The organism is Phenylobacterium sp. (assembly GCF_041919955.1).
Taxonomy (GTDB): Bacteria; Pseudomonadota; Alphaproteobacteria; order Caulobacterales; family Caulobacteraceae; genus Phenylobacterium.
On the sequence record NZ_JAYRSU010000017.1, the window covers coordinates 45,118 to 66,175 of the forward strand.

The following is a 21,058-nucleotide window of genomic DNA, read 5'->3' on the forward strand; positions in this document are numbered from 1 at the left end:
TCTTCGAGTCGCCTAATCCTGCCTCAGCTTCGCGACGGACCGAAACGCGCGACGAGGTCGTAGGCCTCTCCAGGGAACAATTGGCGCACGCGCGTGACGCCCTCGCCCGAGCGCCAGGTGCGGCGCTCGACCGCCAGGCAGGCCGTCTTGGCCGGGATCGCGAGCAACCGGGCGGCCTCCGCATCGGCGGCGACCGCGCTGATGCGATTTTCCGCCTCTGTCCAGGGAATGTGTTCGAGCAGCCAGGCGCCCGGCGAGATTTCCGCGAAGTCGATCCGCGCAGCCTCCGGCGCGGCGCGAAGACTGATCAGGCGGTCCTCAAGCGCCAGCGGACGACCGTTGGCCAAATGCACGCCGCGCAGGGCCAGGAGCGTGCGCCCCCCAGCCAGTTCGGCCTCGTCCCCACCCTGCGCGCCGCGTCGGACACAGGAAATCAGATCGAAACGATAGGCCTCGCCGCGTCCTTCGATTTCCGACCGCAGGTCGGGAATGTCGAGAACCGCCGAATGCACTCTCGGCCGCGCGACGAACGAACCGGCTCGGCGGCGGCGCTCGATAAGCCCCGCCTCCGCCAAGGCGGTGATCGCCTTGCTGACCGTCATGCGCGAGCAGCCGTACTGCTCTGTCAGTTCGTGCTCGAACGGGATGCGGTGCCCGGGCCCCCATTCCCCCGACAGGATCTTCGCCTCGATATCCGTGCGGATGCGCTGGTGCAGCGCGGTCGGCGTCTCGAGGTCGTTGATGGGCCTGTTCACGACAGCACTCTCTCAAGAACCAGTCGATAGCGGGCGACGATCTCAGCTTTCCGATGGTGCGCGCCGTTTGTGACCAGCTTCGCGCCGTTGCGCCAGACGCAGTCGATCATGTCGCGCCGCCCGGCGAACACGAAGCTGTCGAGTACTGCGTCGCCCTGCCGCCCGACGACCACCGGATGCTGCGGATCGAAGGTGACGAAGTCGGCTGGCGCGCCGACCTTGATCGCTGCAGCCGCACCCAGCGCCTGGCCGCCGCCGATCAGCGCGGCGCGATAGAGATCCGCGCCGGTTGAGCCGCCAGCCCGGCGCGCCAGGACGTTACGGCTGCGCACAGCAAGACGCTGACCGTATTCCAGCAGCCTAAGCTCCTCGGCTGCATCGATCAGGACGTTGGAATCGGAGCCGACCCCGAAGCGGCCTCCGGCGGCGAGGAACTCCGACGCCGGAAATAGCCCGTCACCGAGATTCGCCTCGGTGATCGGACACAGACCCGCCACAGCTCCGCTGACAGCGAGAGCCAGCGTCTCGGTCGGGGTCATGTGGGTCGCATGGATCACGCACCAGGACGGGCCAATCGGCGCATTAGCCTGCAGCCACTCGACCGGGCGCGCGCCCGACCAAGCCAGGCAATCGTCCACCTCCTTGGTCTGCTCGGCGATGTGAATGTGGAACGGCGCACCGTCAGCGAGTTGCACCAAATCCGCCAACTCCCGAGGGGTCACGGCGCGCAGGCTGTGGGGCGCTACGCCGAGGCGCCGCTGCGCATGCTGATGAACAACCTGCATCCCGACGTGGCCGAGCGGCCGGAGGACCTCGTCGTCTATGGCGGGATCGGCCGCGCCGCCCGCGACTGGGAGAGCTACGACAAGATCGTCGACACCCTTCGCCGCCTTGAGGACGACCAGACTCTGCTGGTCCAGTCGGGCAAACCTGTTGGCGTGTTCCGCACCCACGCAGACGCGCCCCGCGTGTTGATCGCCAACTCGAATCTGGTGCCGCGTTGGGCGACCTGGGACCACTTCAACGAACTCGATCGCAAGGGCTTGGCCATGTACGGCCAGATGACCGCCGGGTCATGGATCTATATCGGCGCCCAGGGCATCGTGCAGGGTACCTACGAGACCTTCGTCGAGATGGGCCGCCAGCACTATGGCGGCGACCTCTCCGGCAAGTGGCTGCTAACTGCCGGCCTCGGCGGCATGGGCGGCGCACAGCCACTCGCGGCCGTCATGGCCGGCGCCTCTTGCCTGGCTATCGAGTGCCAGCCGTCGAGTATCGATATGCGCCTGCGCACGGGCTATCTTGACCGCTCCACCGACAACATCGACGAAGCCCTGGCCTGGATCGAGCAATCCTGCCGCGAAAAGTCGCCGATCTCGGTCGGCCTGCTCGGCAACGCCGCTGAACTGCTTCCGGAGTTCTTCAAGCGCGGCGTTCGTCCCGATCTGCTGACAGACCAGACCTCGGCCCACGACCCGGTCAACGGATACCTGCCGAAGGGCTGGAGTCTCGAGCGTTGGTACGCGATGCGCGATCAGGACCCCAAGCAAGTGGAAGAGGCCGCCCGCGCGTCGATGGCTGAACACGTCCAGGCCATGCTCGAATTCCAGGCCGCCGGCGTGCCGACCGTCGACTACGGCAACAACATTCGCCAGATGGCCAAGGAAGAAGGCGTCTCGAACGCCTTCGACTTCCCGGGCTTCGTGCCCGCATACATCCGCCCGCTTTTCTGCCGCGGGATCGGCCCATTCCGTTGGGCCGCCCTGTCCGGCGATCCTGAAGACATCTTCAAGACCGACGCCAAGGTCAAGGAACTGATCCCCGACAACGCCCATCTGCACAACTGGCTCGACATGGCCGGTCAGAAGATAAAATTCCAGGGCCTGCCGGCCCGTATCTGCTGGGTCGGCCTCGGCGACCGCCACCGCCTTGGCCTCGCCTTTAACGAGATGGTCGCCAGGGGCGAGTTGAAGGCGCCCGTCGTGATCGGCCGCGATCACCTCGACTCCGGATCAGTCGCATCGCCGAACCGCGAGACCGAGGCGATGCGCGACGGCTCTGATGCGGTCTCTGATTGGCCACTACTGAATGCACTGCTCAACACCGCCTCCGGTGCGACCTGGGTCTCCCTACACCACGGTGGCGGCGTCGGCATGGGCTTTTCTCAGCACGCCGGCATGGTCATCGTCTGCGACGGCACGGAAGCCGCGGCGAAGCGGATTGAGCGGGTTCTCTGGAACGATCCGGCGACAGGCGTGATGCGACACGCGGACGCCGGATACGACATCGCCCTGAATGTGGCGCGGGAGAAGGGGCTCGACCTGCCGGGCATTCTCGACTGATGCGCCTGCTACGCGCCTCCGACCGGGCGCCGGCCCCCTGGAAGAACGGCGGGGGCGTCACCTGGGAACTCGCTGCCAGCCCCACTGGCGCAGGCCTCGATACCTTCGATTGGCGGATTAGCATCGCCGAGGTGGCCGCTGGCGGCCCGTTCTCAACCTTCCCCCAGATCGACCGTATCCTGATCGTGCTCACCGGCGAGGGAATGGCGTTGGACGTCGTCGGCCATATTCCGATGACACTAGACACCACATCGCCGCCGTTCGCATTTCCTGGCGACTCGTTATGCAGCGCCAAGCTGGTCTCGGGCGCCATCAGGGATCTGAACGTGATGGTCCGTCGCCATAGATGGCAAGCCCGGGCCCGTCGCCTAAACGCGCCGGATCACATCGCGAGCAAGGCGACAGTAACGATACTGGTCGCCGCCACCGACTGCCAACTGGGCGAACAGACCCTGCAGGCGGAGGACGCCGTGCGCGCCGCGCCCGGTGAAACGCTACAACTCGTGTGGGGGACCGCCGTCCTGATCGAGCTCGACACTCTGGCGGCGGCCTGACTCGCGTCAGCTCGTTGACACCATCCTTTCGATGCTTGCCGCAACCGTCGGATGGTACGCGGCCTTCGACTTCTCGAACAGGGCGCGAGCAATCGGCCGCCCCCAATCGCCCTGCTTCATGAGCGCTGCATAGAGCGGCCGGATCAGCAGCCCTCGTCCGATCGTCGTCAGGAACGTCTCCAGCGACGGCAAAGCGGGCTCATACCGATTGGCGATCGCTAGCTCCAGCCAGGCGGACCGAATGTAGGCGTTGGTGGAGCCCGACAATTTGAGGGTGGCGTCAAGGTCGTCCAGTTGCGCCTTCGACAACTGCCGCGGCAGCCCATTTAGGAAGCGCTGCCACTCTTGTGTCGTCCAGCCGCGGGTGGAAACCTGCGAAGCGGCACCTCCGCCTGCGAAGGCGGCGACCTGCGTGTCGACGCGGGCCAGGGCGGACGATTGCACATGCACGGCGTTCGCCGGCAGGCCGACCCCATACGCCCAACGATCGAGATCGAGTTTCGCGTCCAGCGCCGCGTCGCCCTTGATCAGGTTGCCGCGCAGATCCTTCAGGAAGCCCGCTGTCGTCTGCGGCTGGAACGCGTGGCGGTCGAAGTAGGAGCGGAGATAGGCATCCCATCGCTCACGCCCGACCGTCTTCTCGATCGTGCGCAGGAAGGTTGCGCCCTTGAAATAGGCGAGTTGTCCCCCGGTCTCTCCGTAAAGCTTTGTCGCATCTGACGTGGGACCGCCCACCTCACCGATTTCCGACTGCATGTCGCCCCAGTCGAGATCCGCCTCCATCTGAGCGCGTGGGGCCCCGTATAGGGCTTCCATGATGCGGTTCTCGAAGTAGGTCGTAAAACCCTCGTTTAGCCACCCGTCCGGCCAGGTCGCGTTGGTGACGAGGTTGCCCGACCAGCTGTGCGCCAGCTCGTGCGCCACAAGACCTACGTTCGCCCTGTCGCCTGTGATGAATGTGGGCGTCAAGAAGGTCAGCGTCGGGTTTTCCATACCGCCGAAGGGAAAGGATGGCGGCAGCACCAGCACGTCGTAGCGGCCCCACCGATAGGGACCGTAGAGCTTCTCGGCCGTGGTCACCATCTTCTCGGTGTCAGCCAGTTCGTAAGCCGCATGATCGAGCATCGCCGGCTCTGTATAGACGCCAGTGCGCGGGCCCAATTCTCGATAGGCGATGTCGCCCACCGCGATCGCGATCAGGTACGGAGGCACGGAGTGCTCCATACGGAAGCGGAAGGCGCGCTTGCCATCGCCGGCCGGTTCGCCGGCCGGCGTCAGGCGCTCACCGCTCATCACAGCGATCATGTCGGCCGGCACGACAATCCTCGCCGACCAAGTTTGGCGAATACCTGGACTGTCCTGGGTCGGTACCCAGCTCCGGTTGTTGATGTCCTGGCCCTGACTGAAGAGATAAGGCTTGCGCTTGCCAGCCGTCAGCGACGGGTCGAGCCACTGCAGCGCACGCGCGCCGGGACGCGAGGCGTAGCGAACGACGATCTTTCGCGCACCGGCGAGCTTAACGGTCAGCGGCGCGCCAAGCTCCGGGTCTGACGCGCCCAGTGACCATTGCAGATCGCGGCCTTGGTCGTCCCTGACCCAGGCGATGTCCAGGTCGAGGCTGTCGAGGACGATTGACGTTGCGCCGGGCGCGGCCTGCACGTCCATCACCGCGAGGCCGCTCAGCTTCTTCGTCGAGAAGTCGACGTCGAGGTCGAGATCGACATGGGTCACCCGCGCGAGAAGCGGCTGCGCATAGGATTTGGCGTCTTTCGCCTCGGCGGTAGTCAGGATGGGCGCAATCGCCCGCTCATTTGCTTGGACGACCTCACCCGAAGCGACGCTCAATGCGCAAGCAAGAAGAAGGGTTCGAAACGCAACACGCATGGGAGGCCAATCCGCTTTCGAAAAACACGAGCACCAGCGCACGCCGGCGCATCTTCAATAGCAGCGCATCAGACCTTTCGCTTGCCGCAAATCACGAGATTTTTGCCCGGACAATATTGACCCTATAGCAAGTTCGCTCGATATGGACGGCTCTCGGAAAATCGCCTGAGTCCATGTCCGCAACCTATTCAGCCTTTGTCGGCCATGACCAGATCGCCCATGGCGAACTGGCCGAGGTCGCACGGGCCGCAAAGTCCGCCTGGGACGCCGATCGCTCTCCTTTGCTCGTTTTCAATGACGATGACGGCCGTCAGGTCGAGTTGGACCTTCGCGGGCAGATCGAAAATGTCCTCGCGCGCATCGCGCCCAAGGCGCAGCCCCCGCAACGCGGCCGCCCGAAGCTTGGCGTGACCGCCCGCGAGGTGACTCTCTTGCCGACATAGATGATGCCAAATCCGCGGGGGAAAGTCAAGAACAAATCAGGAACAATCTAGATCCGCTCACTGGCCAGAATGTCGAGCGCGACCTCCAGCACGGCCTCCAGCCGATAGGTCTCCCGATCGCCCCCTTGCACCGCTTCGCGCGGGGTCAGCTCCTCTCCGCAGATCATGTCGCAAGCCGCCACCAGCGTGGGCTGGCGCGACAGCCGCGCGCGGAACAGCGCCAGGGCGTCCCGCGCCCGAGCGTTGGCCTCGGCCCGGGCGATGATCGCAGTCAGCGGCGTCTCGGCCGCGCCGCCAGGCTTGATGTCCAGGGTGGAACCGATGGCGATCTCGCCCCGCGCGCGGCGATAGCATTCGCCGTACCGCTCCCCAGCCGCCTTCTGCGCCGCGCTCAGACGCCCCTTGCGCGCCAGCCAGTCCAGGCCGGCCAGCCGGCGATACGGCCGTTGCCGCTCTCCCCGCGCGGGCTCGGGCGCGTCGAATTCGGCGCCGCGCGCCGCCGACAGGGCCACCGTCTCGGCCACCCCTTCGGCGACTTCGCGGGCGAGGCGACGCGCCCTGCCCTGCTGTTCCAACCGGGCCAGGCGCTCTCGCTCCATGCGCGCCAAATAGGCCGCTCGGCTCATGACTTGCTCCCTTGTGTCGTCCAAAATCTCAGGCGTCGGCGGCGTGTTCGACCATCGCATCGGCGAGCCGGTAGACAGCCTCGCTGGCCACGCGCTCTCCCTCGGTCGCGGCCAATCCTGCCGCGGCCGTCGCCATTAGGTCCCGCAGGAACGGACCGCGCCGCTCCGGCGGCAGGGTTTTCAGTGCGCGCGTCACCACCTCGGAGATCGCCGCGCTCATTTCGGCCACATCAGCGGCAGGCTGATCGCCACGCCGTCCCTACCCACTCGCCGTTCGGAAAAGGCGCAGAACCCGCCTTGCCGCATCACCGCGGCGACATGCGCGTCATGGCGCGCAAACCTCGGAAGCTGGATGTCCCCCGCCCCCGAAGCGGCCTTCAGGCGGAAGGCCCGCTCCATTCGCCGCGCCGCCCCAACCTGGAGTCCAAGCTCTACCTGTGCGCGCATGGGGGACGTCCCCGTTTGACGTAGAGCTGCATATTCTTGGCCCGTGGCGGGCCGCCTGACCTGCGTTTCGTGTCCCATGAGGCGAATGTATGGAACATACAGTGAACGAGCAAGCAGATTCTGTATTTTCAATACACACTTTTGCCAGTAGGGTGAGCGTGGAATGGACGAGCGCTATCAACGCCTGCGCCTGGCGCGCACCCAGAAAGGATTCGAGACGGCCGCCGCCGCGGCCGACGCCTTCGGCTGGAATCGCAACACCTACGCCTCGAACGAGAACGGCAATGCAGCCTTCTCCTATCGCCGCGCCAAGGAATATGCGGCCGCCTTCGGCGTGCGGCCCGAATGGCTCTACGACGCCGCTGGAACCATGCAGGCAAGCGCCGCCGCAGGCCTCGTGCCAATCATCGGCCGTGTGGGGGCCAATCCCGAGGGCGATGTCCTTCTGGCCACTGGGCAGGACGGCCGCGAGCTCACCCCAATCCCGCCCGGCGGAACGGAGAAAGCCGTGGCGCTGAGGGTATCCGGTCACTCTATGCGCGGGCTCGCCGACGACGGCGCCCTGATCTACTTCGAAGATCAGCGCACCTTGCCCAGCACCGACATGCTCGGCCAGATCGTCGTGGTCGAGACCGACACCGACGAGGTGCTGGTCAAGCGCCTGCTGCGCGGCTCGCACCCCGGCGTCTACGATCTCGAGAGCATAGCCGGCCCCACCCGGCACGACGCCCGGCTGCGTTGGGCCGCTCATATCACCGCGATCATTCCCCCGTTCCAGGCGCGCCGGATTATCATCAGCGAGGGCTAGGACGCACACTTTTCATACAGTTTCGCTTGGCCGAAATCTGTATATAATATACATTTCCAGAATGAACTCCGGCGAACTCGAACAAATCCGACAGGCGGAGATCCGTGCGGAAGCCGCTTTGCTCGCGCTCGCCCAACGCAGCGCCGCACGCCATCAGGGCGTGTGCTGGTCTGGCCTGGCTTCGGAGCCGAGGCCTGTGGCCTCAGAGTCGGCGATAGAGGCGCGCGCCCGGTCTCGCCACGCTCGCCTGTCGGCGTGGCGGCAGGACGCCGACGGACTTTTCCTTACCGCCATCGCCGAATGCCAGGCGGCGGCCCGCGAGGCCTACCAACTCGCAGACCGCGCCCGCGCGGGAGCGGCTCGCGGAGAGACAGCCGCGTGGCGGGCGGCCATTCTGGACGAACTCCGGGAGAAGGCCGCACGCCTGCGTCAGGGCGCGCGGAGCGCCCGCCGCCGCCTCGGCGGCTAGTTACGACGCCCGAAGGTCCTGGACGAGGGCCGCCACGATCGCTCCTCTTCGCGTCGCTCGCGTATGGCGTCGTGCAGCACGTCGGCCAGTTCGAGCATCTGGTCGGCCGACAGGCGTCGGGTTGCGCCTCGCACCTCATGGGTCAGCTGCTTCATCTGGGGACGAGGCAGTTCGTGACTGAAGCTCATGGGTTTACTCCTGTCTCCTCCTACCTCCCAAACGAGACCACACACGAGATGTTCCCGTTTACCGTGTGCAATTGACGCGACGCACCAGCCGCGCCATATAGATAGTTAGACAACCTAACTATAAGCGATGCCCGATCCCACCGACCCCGCCGCCCTGGCCGAGGCGCTCCGCGCGCCACTGCTCCAGATCTCCCGTCGCCTTCGCCAGGAGGCGCAGCGCGTCGGCATGTCTGCGCTCGACGCTCTGATCCTCGGCCATATTCGCAAGAAGCCCGGCGTCGGCGCCTCCGAACTGGCGAGCGCCGAGCGCATGTCTCGCCCAAGCATGAGCGGTCATATCAAGCGGCTCGAGGCCGCCGGCTGGATCGTTCGGGCCGATGACGAGGCCGATGGGCGCCGCTCCGGCTTTCAGATCACCGCGGCCGGGGAAGACCAGCTGGCCGCCATCCGCCAGAGCCGCAACGACTGGCTCGCGGCCCGCCTGGCGCGTCTGGACCAAGGCTCGCGCGCTGACTTGGCCGCGGCCCAGGCCGCCTTCCTCAAGCTGCTGAGCCTCGATCCATGAGTCCCGTCGACGACGCCGTCCCGGCCGACGCATCGGCCGTCCGCCGCGGCTGGCTGATCCCCGCCATCATCGGCTCGGCCATGCTGATGCAGACGATGAACGCCACGGTGATCGCCAACGCGTTGCCGACCATGGCCGTCGCCTTGGGCGAGCCGCCGCTGCGGCTAAATCTCGCCATCACCATGTTCCTGCTGGCCTCGGCGGTTTTCCTGCCGATCAGCGGCTGGGTGGCGGACAAGTTTGGCGCCCGCCGCATCTTCGTGCTCTCGATGGTGCTCTTCGCCCTGTCGTCCGCGGCCTGCGGGTTCGCCCAGGACCTGACCCAGCTCGTCATCGCCCGCGTATTCCAGGGCATGGCCGGTGCGATGATGGCCCCCGTCGGCCGCCTCGTCCTGCTGCGCACTACGCCCAAGGAGGACTTGGTCGGCGCCATGTCGGTCATGACGATGCCCGCCCTGCTCGGCCCCGTGATCGGCCCCATCGTCGGCGGCGCCATCGTCACCTTCGCCGACTGGCGCTGGATCTTCTTCCTCAGCATCCCGGTCGCGACGGTCGGCGTCGCCCTGGTCCTCCGCTACGTGCCCAACGTGCGCGAACAGCAAGTGTCGCCGATCGACCTGAAGGGCGTAGTCCTCACCGGCGTGGGCTTGGCGGCGCTGATCTTCGGCTTCGAGAACGTCGGCCGCTCGATGTTGCCGCCCGCGGCCGTCGCCGGCCTCTTCCTTGGTGGAGCCTTCGCCCTCGTCCTCTACTGGCGTCACGCTCGCGGCAATCCGCATGCTGTGCTCGACCTTTCGGTCTTCCGCCTGCAGACCTTCTCGGCCTCGGTGATCGGCGGCGCCTTCATGCGCATCGCCATGGGCGCCAGCCCCTTCATGCTCGCCATGCTGCTGCAGGTGGGCTTTGGACTGTCCGCGCTGCAGGCCGGCCTGATGACCTTCATCTCGGCCGCCGGCGCCCTGGTCATGAAAACCACCGCCCCGCCGATCCTGCGCCGGTTCGGCTTCCGCACGGTCCTGATCGCCAACGCCTTCATCGTGGCGATCAGCTTCGTCGCCTACGGCCTTTTCAAACCCACGACGCCGCACTGGCTGATCATGACCGTGCTGGCGATCGGCGGCTTCTTCCGCTCGCTGCACTTCACCAGTCTCAACGGCCTGGCCTTCGCCGATATCGAGCAGGACCGAATGAGCCGCGCCTCGACCACCTCGTCCATGGTCCAGCAGTTGGTGCAGTCGGTCGGCATCGGCCTCGCCGCCGGCCTGATCCACGCCTTCATGGTCGCGCGTGGCGACGACCATCTCACCGCCGGGGCGGTCACGCCGGCCTTCGTCGTGATCGGCCTGATGACGCTGATCTCGCTCGCCTTCTTCGTTCCCCTGCCTCGAAACGCCGGCGATGCGCTCAACGGGCGCGCGGTGCGATGATCCAAACCATCGTCACAAGCGTTGGATAAGGTTCCCGGGGAATCTGCAGCAGGAGACCTATCCTCATGATCCGCAAGGCGCGCGCCCTCTGGCGTGGAACCGGTCGCGACGGCGACGGGGACCTGACCACTGACTCCGGCGTGCTTTCCAGCACGCCCTACAGTTTCAAGACCCGGTTCGAGAGCGAGCCTGGCACGAACCCCGAGGAACTGATCGCCGCCGCTCACGCCGGCTGCTTCACCATGCAGCTCGCCTTTCTCATCCAGCGCGCGGGCCTCGCGGCCGACGAGCTGGCGACCGAGGCGGCGATCTCGCTGTCACCCGACGGCGAAGGCTTCAAGATCGACCGCTCTGCCCTCACCCTGCGAGCGAAGGTCCCCGCCCTTGACCAGGCGAAATTCGACGAGCTCGCCCAGGCGGCGGAAAAGAACTGCCCGGTATCCAAGCTGCTGAACGCCCAGATCACCCTGGACGCGACGCTGGAGACCTAGGTCGCGAGCGGCGCCGTCATCCGGCACTCCACGCCTTCGGCCGGAAAGTCGAGCTTGACCACGCCGCCATAGGCCGCCAGCGCCGACAGAGTCAGACGGGTGCCGAAACCCGACCGGGCGGGCCGCACCACTGGCGGGCCGCCTCGTTCGCGCCACACCAGGGTCAGACGCCCCTCGTCGACGCCCCAGGCGATGGCGACGGTGCCTTCTTGCGACAGCGCGCCGTACTTGGCCGCGTTGGTGGCCAGTTCGTTCAGCACCATCACCAGGTTCACGGCCATCTCCGGCGACAGCGGCGCGGCCACGCCGCCGCCGCTCACCTCGAACCGCTCGATCGAGAAAGGCTCCAGCGCCACCGCGATCACGTCCTTGAGGTCGGCGACCTCCCAGGCGTTGCGGGTCAACAGGTCATGTCCGCGGGCCAGCGACTGGATGCGGCTGTCGAAGGCGGCCTTGAACGCCGACGGGTCGTCGCCCGCCCCGCGCATGGTCTGCGCCGCGATCGCCTGGACCGCGGCCAGGTTGTTCTTCACCCGGTGGTTCAGCTCGGCCAGCAGCAGGTCCTGGCGCTCGCGGGCAGCGACCTGGGTGGAGATGTCCTGCGCCGTGCCGATCACGTGGGTCGCGCGTCCGTCAGCGTCGAACAGCACGCGGGCCGCGCCGCGCACCCAGGTCGCCGACCCGTTCGCCCCGGCCGAGGCGATGCGGTGCTCGACCACATAGTGGCCCTCGTTTTCCCCGGCGATCGCCGCTCCGTAGGCGGCCTGCACGATCGGCAGGTCGTCCGGATGGATCGAGTTGGCGTAGGTCTGGAAATCGATGTCGCCTTCGAGCGGAACCCCGAACATCAGGCGCATGCGCGCGTCCCAATCCACCCGATCGGCCTTGATGTCATAGTCCCAGAGTCCAAGGTCGGTCGCCCGCAGCGCCAGCCCCAGCCGCGCGCCCTGGCGCTCGGCCTCCATGTGCGCGCTGCGGCTCTCGGTGACGTCGATGATCAGGAACGACACCTGCGACGCCTCACCCTGCAACGGCGAGAAAGCGCCGAGGAACCAGCCCTCGCGACCGCCCGGAAAGCGGAACCAGTATTCCGACGTCTCCGTGCGCCCCCCTTCCAGGACGCCCTGGAGGAATTTCATCCGCCCCTGAACCTCGTGGGAGGGCAGTCCGGTTTCTTGGCCGGAACGCCCATCCAGGCCGCCTGGCGGCTGGCCATAGACGTCTGTGGTCGCGCGGTTGGCCATCAGGAAGCGATAGTCGTCGCCGAGCAGCTCGACCACGCCGGCCATCACCGACGAGACGTCGAACATCGCCTTCAGCAGAGCCGCCCCGCCGCCGGCGCTTAGCCGGCGGTGCTTCTGCTCTTCATCGGCCATGGACCCTCCACCCTGGATGGATCTCGATATTAGGCCGACCGCTTCGGCCTGGACAGAGGACGCGTCGCCTCAGGCGGCGGTGCGCTCCGCGTCGGCCTCGACCTCGGCCTCCAGGTCCCCTGATGCGGCGTTGTAGACCGTCAGGTCGAGGATGCCCTGCTGCTTGGCGACCAAGGTCGGCACTAGCGCCTGTCCGGTGACGTTGGTCGCCGTGCGCCCCATGTCGAGGATCGGGTCGATCGCCAGCAGCAATCCTACGCCCTCGAGCGGCAGGCCGAGGGTCGACAGGGTCAAGGTCAGCATGACCACCGCACCGGTCAGGCCCGCCGTCGCCGCCGAGCCGATCACCGAGACGAAGACGATAAGCAAGTAGTCTGTCAGTTGCAGCGGCACGTTGTAGAACTGAGCCACGAAGATCGCCGCCACGGCCGGATAGATCGCCGCGCACCCATCCATCTTGGTCGTCGACCCCAGCGGCACGGCGAAAGCGGCGTAAGCGCGCGGCACGCCGAGCGCCGATTCCGTCACGGTTTGGGTTACCGGCAGGGTGCCGATCGACGATCTCGATACGAAGCCTAGCTGGATCGCCGGCCACACGCCGGCGAAAAACTTCACCGGGTTCAGACCGTGAGCGAGCAGCAGGCTCGGATAGACGACCAGCATGACCAGGGCGAGGCCGATATAGATCGCCAGGGCGAAGGCGCCGAGTTGGGCCAGAGCGTCCCATCCGTAGTGGGCCACGGCATTGCCGAACAGACCGATGGTGCCGATGGGCGTCAGGCGGATCACCCACCAGAGGATCTTGCGCACGATCGCCAGGGCCGAGGCGTTGAACGCCAGGAACGGCTCGGCCGCGGCGCCGGCTTTCAGAGCCGCGACGCCGGTGACCAGCGAAATGACCACGATCTGCAGCACGTTGAATGACAGCGACGTCGTCGCCTCGCCGCCCACCAGCTTGGTCGTAGCGGCTAAGCCGAGCATGTTCGAAGGGATCAGCCCCTTCAGGAAGTCCAGCCAGGAGCCGCTCGTATGCGGTGTTTCGGCCGCCGCGGCCGCGACGGTGGTGTTGACGCCCGGCTGCAGGACCAAGCCCAGTACGATGCCGATGCTCACCGCGATCAAAGCGGTCACCGCGAACCAAAGCAGCGTGCGCCACACCAGCGCGGCGGCGTTCTGTAGTTGGCGCAGGTTGGCGATGCTCGCGACGATGGCTGTGAAGACCAGGGGCGGGACCAGCACTTTCAATAGCTGCACAAAGGTCGAGCCGGCCAGGCTGAGGGCTTCTGAGAGCCCGTGGCCGGCCTGACCGTCCTCCACGCCGAGATTGCGCGCCAGCAGGCCCAGGCCGAGCCCAAGAGCCATGCCCGCCATCACCTGGAAACCGAAAGAGGCGAATAAGCCGCCCCGCTTGCGCGCCTGCGCCATGAAACGCTCCTACTGGAATTGGCGCGAGCATGGTCGTCGCATGCCCCGCGCGCCAGCGGTTTGAGCTGATTTTACCCCTAGAAAAGCTGAAGGCGGAATGGCCCCAGGCCCGGCCGACGAGGCAGTTCTTGCCGGCCTCACCGCGCAATTATTGCCGCGGGCGCTCGGCAAGAATTTACCATGGCCCAGCCCAGCAGCCCACTTGCGACTCTTTGCAGAACAACGATTCTCGAAAAATTCGCATGGTAATCAACAGCTAAACCTTAAGCGCCGCCTTTGGCCTGCGACTTGCTCAGGACCTTCACAGGCAAAACGCCTCCGGCAGTCAAAATGACGCCGGTCCCTGAGAAAAGGAACCACGTGTATGTCGCTGAATTCGGTCAACACGAACAAGGGCGCGATGATCGCGCTCCAAAACCTCAACTCGACCAACAAGGACCTTGGCGTCGTTCAGAACCGGGTGAACACCGGCCTGAAGATCGCAACCGCCAAGGACAACGGCGCTATCTGGGCCATCGCCCAGAACCAGCGCGCGGAATCGGCCTCGCTCAATTCAGTCGTCTCGTCGCTGCAACGCGGCCAGTCGGTTGCTGACGTCGCCATGTCGGCCGGCACCGCCATCTCGGACATCCTCGTCCAGATGAAGGAAAAGGTCCTGGCGGCCACGGAAGCCGGTCTCTCGACCGCCTCCAAGGCGGCCTTGAGCGACGAGTACAAGTCGCTGCGCGATCAGATCAACACGATCGCCAACAACGCCACCTTCGACGGCGTCAACCTGATCTCGTCGCTGGGCACCAACAGCTCGAGCATCAAGGCGATCGCCAATGCCGACGCCACCGCGACCATCGACATCGACCACGTCGTGCTGTCGAAGTCGAACACCAAGATCGCCGCCACCCTGACCACCCTCACGGGCGCCGTCGGCTCGGCGGACGTGAAGGCGGTGGAAGACGCCATCCAGGACGTCTCCTCGGCCCTGTCCAAGCTCGGCACTGGCGCCAAGGCGCTCGACACCCACATGACCAACGTCATGAAGCTCCAGGACACCCTGGACTCCGGCGTCGGCAACCTGGTGGACGCCGACCTGGCCAAGGAAAGCGCGAAGCTGCAGGCCCTGCAAACCAAGCAACAGCTTGGCGTCCAGGCCCTCAGCATCGCCAACCAGTCGTCGAGCTCGCTGCTCGGACTGTTCCGATAGGCCTGAAGAACTCTTCGAGTTCATCGCTGACGGCGGGAAGGGAAACCTTCCCGCCGTTTTCGTTTGCGCTACTCGGCGGCCATAGCCAGGGCGCTGCCACGGGTCAGGGCCGTCTTACGGGCAAGCTCGGCCTTCGCCGTCTCGTATTCCGCCGCGAGCCGGTCGACCAGTTCGCCCGCGGTCGGCACGTGCTTCACCGCGCCGATGCCCTGGCCGCAGCCCCAGATGTCCTTCCAGGCCTTGGCCTTGGTGTTCCCGCCCGAACCGAAGTTCATCTTCGAGGGATCAGAGACCGGCAGATTGTCCGGATCCAGCCCCGCCGCCTCGATCGACGGGCGCAGATAGTTGCCGTGCACGCCGGTGAACAGGTTCGAATAGACAATGTCCTCGCCCGACGAGGCGACGATCATGTCCTTATAGCCCTGCATCGCATTGGCTTCCTGCGTGGCGATGAAGGCCGAGCCGATATAGGCCAGATCCGCGCCCATGGCCTGAGCGCCGAGGATCGCCGCGCCATTGGCGATCGAACCGGAAAGCGCGATGGGGCCGTCGAACCACTCGCGTAGCTCCTGCACCAGAGCGAAGGGCGACAGGTGTCCGGCATGGCCGCCAGCGCCTGCGGCGACCGGGATGAGGCCGTCGGCCCCTTTCTCGATGGCCTTGCGGGCGAACTTGTCGTTGATCACGTCGTGCAGGACCACGCCGCCATACGAATGGATGGCCGCGTTGACGTCCTCGCGAGCGCCCAGCGAGGTGATCGTCACCGGCACCTTGTACTTCACGGCCATTTCGACGTCGTGTTCGAGCCGGTCGTTAGTCTTGTGGACGATCTGGTTCATTGCGAACGGCGCGGACGGGCGGTCCGGATTCTTGCGATCCCAGTCAGCCAGTTCCTCGGTGATCTGGGCCAGCCATTCGTCGAGCTGGCTGGCCGGTCGCGCGTTCAGCGCCGGGAACGACCCGACGATCCCTGCCTTGCACTGGGCGATGACCAACTCGGGCCCCGAAATGATGAACAACGGCGAACCGATGACGGGAATACGCAGGCGCTCGGCGAGAACGGGAGGCAAGGCCATGGAAGCTCGTCCTTATGAATGGCGTCGATCTAATTTTTACAGCGTACACACAAAGCTCCGGGTCGTGCAAGCCGTGACCCGGCGTGAACTTGACGCCCTGGGCGGACAGGTCCCAATGACGGAGCGATGACCGACATTACCAACGCCTTCGGCCCTCCCCCCGCCGCGACCGCCGCCGACTGGCGGGCCCTCGTCGAGAAGACCCTGAAGGATGCGCCCTTCGACAGCCTTAGGCGCACCACCGTCGAGGGGCTGCCGATCGCGCCGCTCTATGAGGCCGGGCAAGCCGCAGCCTTCACCCCGCGCCCGCACGACGCCGAGCGTCCTTGGGATGTGCGCGCGGCGGTCCGCCATCCGGACCCGGCGCGCGCCCGCGCCGACCTGCTGGCCGACCTGGACGGCGGTGCGGCATCGATCCTGGTGACCCTCGATCCGTCCGGCGAAGCGGGCGTCGCCATCGGCTCGGCGACCGATCTTGGGCAGGTTTTGGATGGCGTCTTCCTTGAACTTGCCGTTGTGGCGCTGGACGCCGGCTTCCTCGGCCCAAAGGCCGCCGACTGGCTGAGCGCGGCGGCCAAGAGTTCGCCCTCGGCCCTGCTACAGTTTCATCTGGACCCGCTCGGCGCGTTTGCGACGGCCGGCGAAAGCCCGGGGCCGATCGAGAGCCACATCGTCTCGGCCGCGACGGTCGGGGCGCGCCTGAGCGAGACCTACCCCAAGGCCACGCTCTTCCTCGCCAGCGGCCGCGTGGTCCACGAGGCCGGCGGCGGCGAGGCTGGAGAGCTGGCCTTCGCCCTGGCCAGCGCGCTCGCCTATGCAAAGGCCCTGGTCCGCGCCGGCCTGCCGATGCGCGAGGCCTTCGCTGGCGTCCAACTTGGGCTAGCCGCCGACGCCGATTATTTCGCGACGCTCGCCAAGCTGCGCGCCGCACGCGTCCTCTGGGCGCGCCTGACCTCGGCTTGCGGGATCGAGGTCCCTGCGCGGATCGAGGCGCGCAGTTCCCAGCGAATGCTGACTGTGCAAGACCCCTGGACCAACATGCTGCGTCTGACCTCGGCGGCCTTCGGCGCCGCGGTCGGCGGCGCCGACTCGGTGGTGCTGGGCGCCTTCACCGACGCTATCGGCCTGCCGACCGAATTCGCCCGTCGCCAGAGCCGCAACACCCAGTTCGTGCTGATGGAGGAAGCCCACCTCGGCCGCGTCGCAGATCCCGCCGCGGGCTCGGGCTATGTCGAGGCTCTGACCGACGAAATGGCCCGCGCCGCATGGGCGCAGTTCCAGGCCATCGAGGCCGCCGGCGGCATCGTCGCGGCTCTGACCACGGGCCTGATCGCGGCGGGCGTCGAGCAGGCGAAGGCCGCGCGCGAAGCGGCCGGCCCGTCAAAGATCGTCGGCGTCACCGCCTTCCCGCCCACTCAGGACGCGCCGGTCGAGGTCGAGCAGCCCGCGCCCCGCCGCGCCGAACCGCCGTCCGTACGCCTGCCGGGACCCGACGGGCGCTGCCCGCCGCTCAGTTCCATCCGTCTCGCCGCGCCGCATGAGACCGCCCGATGAGCCAGTTCCCCGATTTCTCCACCCTGCCCTTCGACGGTGAAGGCGCGCGCAGAGCGCTTGCAAGCGGCGACGCGTGGGAGACCCCGGAAGGCGTCGCCGTAAAGCCGTCCTACGGCCCGGCCGACATCGAGGGGCTGAACACCGGCTATCCGGGTCTGGCGCCTTTCGTGCGCGGTCCCTATCCGACCATGTACCTGACCAATCCGTGGACCATCCGTCAGTATGCGGGCTTCTCCACGGCCGAGGATTCCAACGCCTTCTACCGCCGCAACCTGGCGGCCGGTCAGATGGGCCTGTCGGTCGCCTTCGACCTGGCCACCCACCGCGGCTACGACAGCGACCACCCACGGGTGAAGGGCGACGTCGGCATGGCCGGGGTCGCCATCGACTCCATCCTCGACATGCGTACGCTGTTCGACGGCATCCCGCTCGACAAGATGAGCGTGTCGATGACCATGAACGGCGCGGTGCTGCCGATCCTGGCTCTCTACATCGTGGCGGCCGAGGAACAGGGCGTGCCGCACGAGAAGCTGTCGGGCACGATCCAGAACGACATCCTCAAGGAGTTCCTGGTCCGGAACACCTACATCTATCCGCCAGCACCCTCGATGCGGATAATTTCTGACATCTTTTCATATACTTCGTGCGAAATGCCGAAGTTCAATTCGATCTCGATCAGCGGCTATCACATCCAGGAGGCGGGCGCGACACTCGACCTGGAACTGGCCTACACCCTGGCCGACGGCGTCGAGTATGTCCGCGCCGGCGTCGCCGCGGGCATGAGCGTGGACCAGTTCGCTCCGCGCCTGTCGTTCTTCTGGAACGCCGGCATGAACGCGTTCATGGAAATCGCCAAGCAGCGCGCGGGCCGCCTGCTCTGGGCCAAGCTGATGAAGGACGAGTTCGACCCGAAGGACTCTCGCTCGCTCAGCTTGCGCGCCCACACCCAGACCAGCGGTTGGAGCCTCGCCGCCCACGACGTCTACAACAACGTGCCGCGCACCCTGATCGAGGCGATCGCCGCGACCGGCGGCCAGACCCAGAGCCTGCACACCAACTCGCTGGACGAGGCCCTGGCCCTGCCGACCGACTTCTCGGCCCGCATCGCCCGCAATACCCAGCTCTTCCTCCAGCTCGAAAGCGGCCAGACCCGGGTGATCGATCCCTGGGGCGGGTCCTATTATGTCGAGCGCTTGACCGCCGACCTCGCCGCCCGCGCGCTTACGCACATCGCCGAGGTCGAGGCCCTGGGCGGCATGGCCAAGGCGATCGAGGACGGCCTGCCCAAGCGCCGCATCGAGGAAGCCAGCGCCCGCACCCAGGCGCGCATCGATTCCGGCCGCCAGAGCGTCGTCGGCGTCAACCGCTACAAGCCGGCTACGGCCGATGAGATCCCGGTCCTGAAGGTCGACAACTCGGCGGTGCGCGAGCGCCAGCTGGAAAAGCTTGCCCGCCTGCGCGCCGAGCGCGACCCGGTCGCGGTCGAGGCGGCGCTGAGCGCCCTGACCCAAGGCGCAGCCGGGACCGGCAACCTCCTGGAGCTTTCAGTCAACGCCGCCAGGGCCAAGGCGACCGTGGGCGAGATCAGCCTGGCGCTGGAAAAGGTGTTCGGCCGCCACGCCGCCGAGGCCTCCGCCGTCACCGGAGTATATCTGCGCGAGGCCGGCGCCACGCCCCAGGCAGACCGCGCCAAGGCCATGACCGAGGCCTTCCGCCAGGCCGACGGACGCAAGCCGCGCGTCATGATCGCCAAGATGGGCCAGGACGGCCACGATCGCGGCCAGAAGGTGATCGCGTCGGGCTTCGCCGACCTCGGCTTCGACGTCGACATCGGCAACCTGTTCCAGACTCCGGCCGAGGCCGCCGCCCAGGCGGTGGCCGAGGGCGCGCACGTGGTGGGCGCCAGTTCCCTGGCCGCCGGCCACCTGACCCTGGTCCCGGAACTGAAGGACGAGCTGGCCAGGCTGGGCCGCCCCGACATTCTGGTGGTCGTTGGCGGGGTCATACCGCCCGAAGACTTCCAGGCCCTGCGCGACGCAGGCGTGGCCGCCATCTTCACCCCCGGAACGGTGGTGCCGGAGGCGGCGATCGAGGTCATGGACCGCCTGAACGAGCAGATGGGATACGCCCAGCTGGAAAAGGCCTAGCCCGACCGGAGCATGACCAGGTTGCGCTCGCTGTCCCACAGCAGCGCGTAGCGTTCCTTGGGCGCCCAGGAGGCGGCGGTCGGTTCCTGGTCGAACACCACGCCCTTGGCGGTCAGCGCCGCGAAGGCCGCATCGACGTCCTCGACCACCAGCACCAGGGCCGGCTGTTCGCCGGGCGCTTGGTTCGCGCGCTTCTCGAACAGAATGCGGGTCGGCGAGCCCGGGACCGCGAACTCGATCCAGCGCCAGTCGCCGCCATACTGCTGGTCGGTGTCCAGAGTCAGGCCAAGGACGTCGCGGTAGAAGGCCACGGCGCGATCCTGGTCGCTGACCGGCAGGCCCGAGAACTTCACGTACTTGAACATCGGTTCCTCCGTGATTTCACGCGAGAGACTATCAGCCGCGCCAGGCAGGTCAGCCCTTGACTCGCTCGTAAGTTCATACTTACCGTAAGTCATGACTTACCACGCAGGTGCTTTCACCGCCCTCGCCGACCCGACGCGTCGGCAGGTGTTCGAGCGCCTGGCCGCCGGCCCTGCGCCAGTGGGTGAGTTGGCCCGCGGTCTGCCTGTCAGCCGCCCGGCCGTATCGCAGCATCTGAAGGTGCTGAAGGAGGCGGGTCTCGTGAGCGACCGGCCGGATGGAACCCGGCGCGTTTACCAGATCGACCCCCACGGCCTGGGCGCCCTGCGCGCCTGGCTCGACCAGTTCTGGACCGTAGCGCTCGACGCCTATGCGGCCGAGGTCGAACGGCAGGTCAACCCGCCACAGGAGGCCCCCGAATGAGCGCCCAGATCACACCTGCCCCCGTTCGGCGCTCGGTGAGCGTCAGGACCTCGGCCGAGCACGCCTTCCGGGTCTTCACGGCCGACATAGGCCGGTGGTGGCCACCCTCGCATCATGTCGGCGCCGCGCCCTACAAGGAAAACGTGCTGGAGCCGCATGCCGGCGGCCGCTGGTACGAGATCGGCGAGGACGGCTCGCAATGCGACTGGGGCAAGGTTCTGATCTGGGAGCCGCCGACGCGGCTGGTGCTCGCCTGGCAACTGGACGCGCAGTACAGGTTCAACCCGGACTTCATGACCGAGGTGGAGGTGCGTTTCACCGCCGAAGCGCCGGACCGCACCCGCGTCGACCTGGAGCACCGCATGCTGGAGCGCTATGGCGAGGCGGCTCAGCGCGTCATCGACGCCGTTGGCTCCCCCAACGGCTGGGGCCGAGTGCTCCAACTGTTCGGCGAGGCCGCCGAGGCCTAACTTTCCGAAAGACAAGAAGGAAGCGTC

At 66.8% G+C, this 21,058-nt stretch carries 23 protein-coding genes; 12 read left to right on the plus strand and 11 right to left on the minus strand.

Translation table 11 applies throughout. The annotated features are described in order from the left end of the window. Positions 1-23: 23 nt before the first annotated feature. Both hutC and ACE3T2_RS14655 read right to left on the minus strand, forming a co-directional pair. Complete coding sequence (gene hutC, locus ACE3T2_RS14650; RefSeq protein WP_374658620.1) at positions 24-755, minus strand: histidine utilization repressor; 732 nt, start codon at positions 753-755, stop codon at positions 24-26. After that, positions 752-1,540, minus strand: a complete 789-nt coding sequence (locus ACE3T2_RS14655; protein ID WP_374658622.1) for an amidohydrolase family protein — start codon at positions 1,538-1,540, stop codon at positions 752-754. Before ACE3T2_RS14655 ends, hutC begins: the two co-directional genes overlap by 4 nt. Between ACE3T2_RS14655 and hutU the strand changes: the two genes are divergently transcribed. Together hutU and ACE3T2_RS14665 are read left to right on the plus strand one after the other, a co-directional pair. Beyond that, on the plus strand, positions 1,445-3,097 hold the full coding sequence (gene hutU, locus ACE3T2_RS14660; RefSeq protein WP_374658624.1) for a urocanate hydratase: 1,653 nt from the start codon (positions 1,445-1,447) through the stop codon (positions 3,095-3,097). The two genes, ACE3T2_RS14655 and hutU, sit on opposite strands and share 96 nt — an antisense overlap. Beyond that, positions 3,097-3,651 (plus strand): HutD family protein, encoded by a 555-nt coding sequence (locus tag ACE3T2_RS14665; protein WP_374658626.1) that lies wholly within the window; start codon positions 3,097-3,099, stop codon positions 3,649-3,651. Before hutU ends, ACE3T2_RS14665 begins: the two co-directional genes overlap by 1 nt. 6 nt (positions 3,652-3,657) lie before the next feature. Here the strand turns inward: ACE3T2_RS14665 and ACE3T2_RS14670 are convergent, their stop codons facing one another. Beyond that, complete coding sequence (locus tag ACE3T2_RS14670; RefSeq protein ID WP_374658628.1) at positions 3,658-5,535, minus strand: M1 family metallopeptidase; 1,878 nt, start codon at positions 5,533-5,535, stop codon at positions 3,658-3,660. Between the two features lie 173 nt (positions 5,536-5,708). Here ACE3T2_RS14670 and ACE3T2_RS14675 point away from each other — a divergent pair, with 173 nt between their 5' ends. Then, on the plus strand, positions 5,709-5,978 hold the full coding sequence (locus ACE3T2_RS14675; RefSeq protein ID WP_374658630.1) for a DUF2239 family protein: 270 nt from the start codon (positions 5,709-5,711) through the stop codon (positions 5,976-5,978). 47 nt (positions 5,979-6,025) lie between these two features. On the opposite strand, the gene ACE3T2_RS14680 is transcribed toward ACE3T2_RS14675, so the two are convergent. From ACE3T2_RS14680 to ACE3T2_RS14690, 3 genes are read right to left on the minus strand one after another with little or no spacing between them, the layout of a single operon-like run. Then, the gene (locus tag ACE3T2_RS14680) at positions 6,026-6,604 is read right to left on the minus strand and encodes a hypothetical protein (protein ID WP_374658632.1); all 579 of its coding nucleotides are present in this window, start codon (positions 6,602-6,604) and stop codon (positions 6,026-6,028) included. Between the two features lie 28 nt (positions 6,605-6,632). Further along, positions 6,633-6,824, minus strand: coding sequence for a hypothetical protein (locus ACE3T2_RS14685; RefSeq protein ID WP_374658634.1), 192 nt, complete (start codon positions 6,822-6,824; stop codon positions 6,633-6,635). Further along, on the minus strand, positions 6,821-7,051 hold the full coding sequence (locus ACE3T2_RS14690) for a hypothetical protein (RefSeq protein ID WP_374658636.1): 231 nt from the start codon (positions 7,049-7,051) through the stop codon (positions 6,821-6,823). The genes ACE3T2_RS14685 and ACE3T2_RS14690 overlap by 4 nt, the downstream gene beginning before the upstream one ends. Before the next feature lie 163 nt (positions 7,052-7,214). Here ACE3T2_RS14690 and ACE3T2_RS14695 point away from each other — a divergent pair, with 163 nt between their 5' ends. Continuing rightward, positions 7,215-7,859, plus strand: a complete 645-nt coding sequence (locus ACE3T2_RS14695; RefSeq protein WP_374658638.1) for a S24 family peptidase — start codon at positions 7,215-7,217, stop codon at positions 7,857-7,859. Between the two features lie 465 nt (positions 7,860-8,324). Here ACE3T2_RS14695 and ACE3T2_RS14700 read toward each other — a convergent pair whose 3' ends face one another. After that, the gene (locus tag ACE3T2_RS14700) at positions 8,325-8,516 is read right to left on the minus strand and encodes a hypothetical protein (RefSeq protein ID WP_374658640.1); all 192 of its coding nucleotides are present in this window, start codon (positions 8,514-8,516) and stop codon (positions 8,325-8,327) included. Positions 8,517-8,643: 127 nt separating this feature from the next. On the opposite strand from ACE3T2_RS14700, the gene ACE3T2_RS14705 reads away from it, so the two are divergent. From ACE3T2_RS14705 to ACE3T2_RS14715, 3 genes are all read left to right on the plus strand, one after another. Further along, the gene (locus ACE3T2_RS14705) at positions 8,644-9,081 is read left to right on the plus strand and encodes a MarR family winged helix-turn-helix transcriptional regulator (protein ID WP_374658642.1); all 438 of its coding nucleotides are present in this window, start codon (positions 8,644-8,646) and stop codon (positions 9,079-9,081) included. Further along, on the plus strand, positions 9,078-10,508 hold the full coding sequence (locus ACE3T2_RS14710; RefSeq protein WP_374658644.1) for an MFS transporter: 1,431 nt from the start codon (positions 9,078-9,080) through the stop codon (positions 10,506-10,508). The genes ACE3T2_RS14705 and ACE3T2_RS14710 overlap by 4 nt, the downstream gene beginning before the upstream one ends. 65 nt (positions 10,509-10,573) lie before the next feature. Continuing rightward, complete coding sequence (locus ACE3T2_RS14715) at positions 10,574-10,999, plus strand: OsmC family protein (RefSeq protein ID WP_374658646.1); 426 nt, start codon at positions 10,574-10,576, stop codon at positions 10,997-10,999. Here ACE3T2_RS14715 and ACE3T2_RS14720 read toward each other — a convergent pair. Together ACE3T2_RS14720 and ACE3T2_RS14725 are read right to left on the minus strand one after the other, a co-directional pair. Further along, positions 10,996-12,375 carry a sensor histidine kinase gene (locus ACE3T2_RS14720; RefSeq protein WP_374658648.1) on the minus strand — a complete coding sequence of 460 codons (1,380 nt, stop codon included), beginning with the start codon at positions 12,373-12,375 and terminating at the stop codon, positions 10,996-10,998. The two genes, ACE3T2_RS14715 and ACE3T2_RS14720, sit on opposite strands and share 4 nt — an antisense overlap. Positions 12,376-12,444: 69 nt before the next feature. Further along, positions 12,445-13,800 (minus strand): dicarboxylate/amino acid:cation symporter, encoded by a 1,356-nt coding sequence (locus tag ACE3T2_RS14725; RefSeq protein ID WP_374658650.1) that lies wholly within the window; start codon positions 13,798-13,800, stop codon positions 12,445-12,447. Positions 13,801-14,164: 364 nt separating this feature from the next. Here ACE3T2_RS14725 and ACE3T2_RS14730 point away from each other — a divergent pair, with 364 nt between their 5' ends. Continuing rightward, entirely contained in the window at positions 14,165-14,998 is an 834-nt protein-coding gene (locus tag ACE3T2_RS14730; protein WP_374658652.1) for a flagellin, read from the plus strand. A 68-nt stretch (positions 14,999-15,066) separates the two neighbouring features. Here the strand turns inward: ACE3T2_RS14730 and ACE3T2_RS14735 are convergent, their stop codons facing one another. After that, the gene (locus ACE3T2_RS14735) at positions 15,067-16,074 is read right to left on the minus strand and encodes an NAD(P)H-dependent flavin oxidoreductase (RefSeq protein WP_374658654.1); all 1,008 of its coding nucleotides are present in this window, start codon (positions 16,072-16,074) and stop codon (positions 15,067-15,069) included. Positions 16,075-16,200: 126 nt separating this feature from the next. On the opposite strand from ACE3T2_RS14735, the gene ACE3T2_RS14740 reads away from it, so the two are divergent. Both ACE3T2_RS14740 and scpA read left to right on the plus strand, forming a co-directional pair. Next, positions 16,201-17,628: a methylmalonyl-CoA mutase family protein gene (locus ACE3T2_RS14740; RefSeq protein WP_374658656.1), complete on the plus strand. Its 1,428-nt coding sequence runs from the start codon at positions 16,201-16,203 to the stop codon at positions 17,626-17,628. Then, complete coding sequence (gene scpA / locus ACE3T2_RS14745; protein WP_374658658.1) at positions 17,625-19,775, plus strand: methylmalonyl-CoA mutase; 2,151 nt, start codon at positions 17,625-17,627, stop codon at positions 19,773-19,775. The genes ACE3T2_RS14740 and scpA overlap by 4 nt, the downstream gene beginning before the upstream one ends. Here the strand turns inward: scpA and ACE3T2_RS14750 are convergent. Continuing rightward, positions 19,772-20,140, minus strand: coding sequence for a VOC family protein (locus ACE3T2_RS14750; RefSeq protein ID WP_374658660.1), 369 nt, complete (start codon positions 20,138-20,140; stop codon positions 19,772-19,774). The genes scpA and ACE3T2_RS14750 overlap by 4 nt on opposite strands. 91 nt (positions 20,141-20,231) lie before the next feature. Between ACE3T2_RS14750 and ACE3T2_RS14755 the strand changes: the two genes are divergently transcribed. Continuing rightward, positions 20,232-20,561 carry an ArsR/SmtB family transcription factor gene (locus tag ACE3T2_RS14755; RefSeq protein WP_374658662.1) on the plus strand — a complete coding sequence of 110 codons (330 nt, stop codon included), beginning with the start codon at positions 20,232-20,234 and terminating at the stop codon, positions 20,559-20,561. Then, on the plus strand, positions 20,558-21,031 hold the full coding sequence (locus ACE3T2_RS14760) for an SRPBCC family protein (protein WP_374658664.1): 474 nt from the start codon (positions 20,558-20,560) through the stop codon (positions 21,029-21,031). The genes ACE3T2_RS14755 and ACE3T2_RS14760 overlap by 4 nt, the downstream gene beginning before the upstream one ends. Positions 21,032-21,058 lie beyond the last annotated feature (27 nt).

What these genes read in the sequence shown, in the direction of transcription:
- ACE3T2_RS14695 (WP_374658638.1), top strand. Translation starts at nt 7,215, where the DNA reads ATGGACGAGCGCTATCAACGCCTGCGCCTGGCGCGCACCCAGAAAGGA.
- ACE3T2_RS14655 (WP_374658622.1), bottom strand. Translation starts at nt 1,540, where the DNA reads ATGCAGGTTGTTCATCAGCATGCGCAGCGGCGCCTCGGCGTAGCGCCC.
- ACE3T2_RS14670 (WP_374658628.1), bottom strand. Translation starts at nt 5,535, where the DNA reads ATGCGTGTTGCGTTTCGAACCCTTCTTCTTGCTTGCGCATTGAGCGTC.
- ACE3T2_RS14760 (WP_374658664.1), top strand. Translation starts at nt 20,558, where the DNA reads ATGAGCGCCCAGATCACACCTGCCCCCGTTCGGCGCTCGGTGAGCGTC.
- ACE3T2_RS14685 (WP_374658634.1), bottom strand. Translation starts at nt 6,824, where the DNA reads ATGAGCGCGGCGATCTCCGAGGTGGTGACGCGCGCACTGAAAACCCTG.
- scpA (WP_374658658.1), top strand. Translation starts at nt 17,625, where the DNA reads ATGAGCCAGTTCCCCGATTTCTCCACCCTGCCCTTCGACGGTGAAGGC.
- ACE3T2_RS14735 (WP_374658654.1), bottom strand. Translation starts at nt 16,074, where the DNA reads ATGGCCTTGCCTCCCGTTCTCGCCGAGCGCCTGCGTATTCCCGTCATC.
- ACE3T2_RS14690 (WP_374658636.1), bottom strand. Translation starts at nt 7,051, where the DNA reads ATGCGCGCACAGGTAGAGCTTGGACTCCAGGTTGGGGCGGCGCGGCGA.
- ACE3T2_RS14710 (WP_374658644.1), top strand. Translation starts at nt 9,078, where the DNA reads ATGAGTCCCGTCGACGACGCCGTCCCGGCCGACGCATCGGCCGTCCGC.
- ACE3T2_RS14720 (WP_374658648.1), bottom strand. Translation starts at nt 12,375, where the DNA reads ATGGCCGATGAAGAGCAGAAGCACCGCCGGCTAAGCGCCGGCGGCGGG.
- ACE3T2_RS14705 (WP_374658642.1), top strand. Translation starts at nt 8,644, where the DNA reads ATGCCCGATCCCACCGACCCCGCCGCCCTGGCCGAGGCGCTCCGCGCG.
- ACE3T2_RS14665 (WP_374658626.1), top strand. Translation starts at nt 3,097, where the DNA reads ATGCGCCTGCTACGCGCCTCCGACCGGGCGCCGGCCCCCTGGAAGAAC.
- ACE3T2_RS14730 (WP_374658652.1), top strand. Translation starts at nt 14,165, where the DNA reads ATGTCGCTGAATTCGGTCAACACGAACAAGGGCGCGATGATCGCGCTC.
- ACE3T2_RS14715 (WP_374658646.1), top strand. Translation starts at nt 10,574, where the DNA reads ATGATCCGCAAGGCGCGCGCCCTCTGGCGTGGAACCGGTCGCGACGGC.
- ACE3T2_RS14680 (WP_374658632.1), bottom strand. Translation starts at nt 6,604, where the DNA reads ATGAGCCGAGCGGCCTATTTGGCGCGCATGGAGCGAGAGCGCCTGGCC.
- ACE3T2_RS14675 (WP_374658630.1), top strand. Translation starts at nt 5,709, where the DNA reads ATGTCCGCAACCTATTCAGCCTTTGTCGGCCATGACCAGATCGCCCAT.
- ACE3T2_RS14750 (WP_374658660.1), bottom strand. Translation starts at nt 20,140, where the DNA reads ATGTTCAAGTACGTGAAGTTCTCGGGCCTGCCGGTCAGCGACCAGGAT.
- ACE3T2_RS14755 (WP_374658662.1), top strand. Translation starts at nt 20,232, where the DNA reads ATGACTTACCACGCAGGTGCTTTCACCGCCCTCGCCGACCCGACGCGT.
- ACE3T2_RS14740 (WP_374658656.1), top strand. Translation starts at nt 16,201, where the DNA reads ATGACCGACATTACCAACGCCTTCGGCCCTCCCCCCGCCGCGACCGCC.
- ACE3T2_RS14700 (WP_374658640.1), bottom strand. Translation starts at nt 8,516, where the DNA reads ATGAGCTTCAGTCACGAACTGCCTCGTCCCCAGATGAAGCAGCTGACC.
- ACE3T2_RS14725 (WP_374658650.1), bottom strand. Translation starts at nt 13,800, where the DNA reads ATGGCGCAGGCGCGCAAGCGGGGCGGCTTATTCGCCTCTTTCGGTTTC.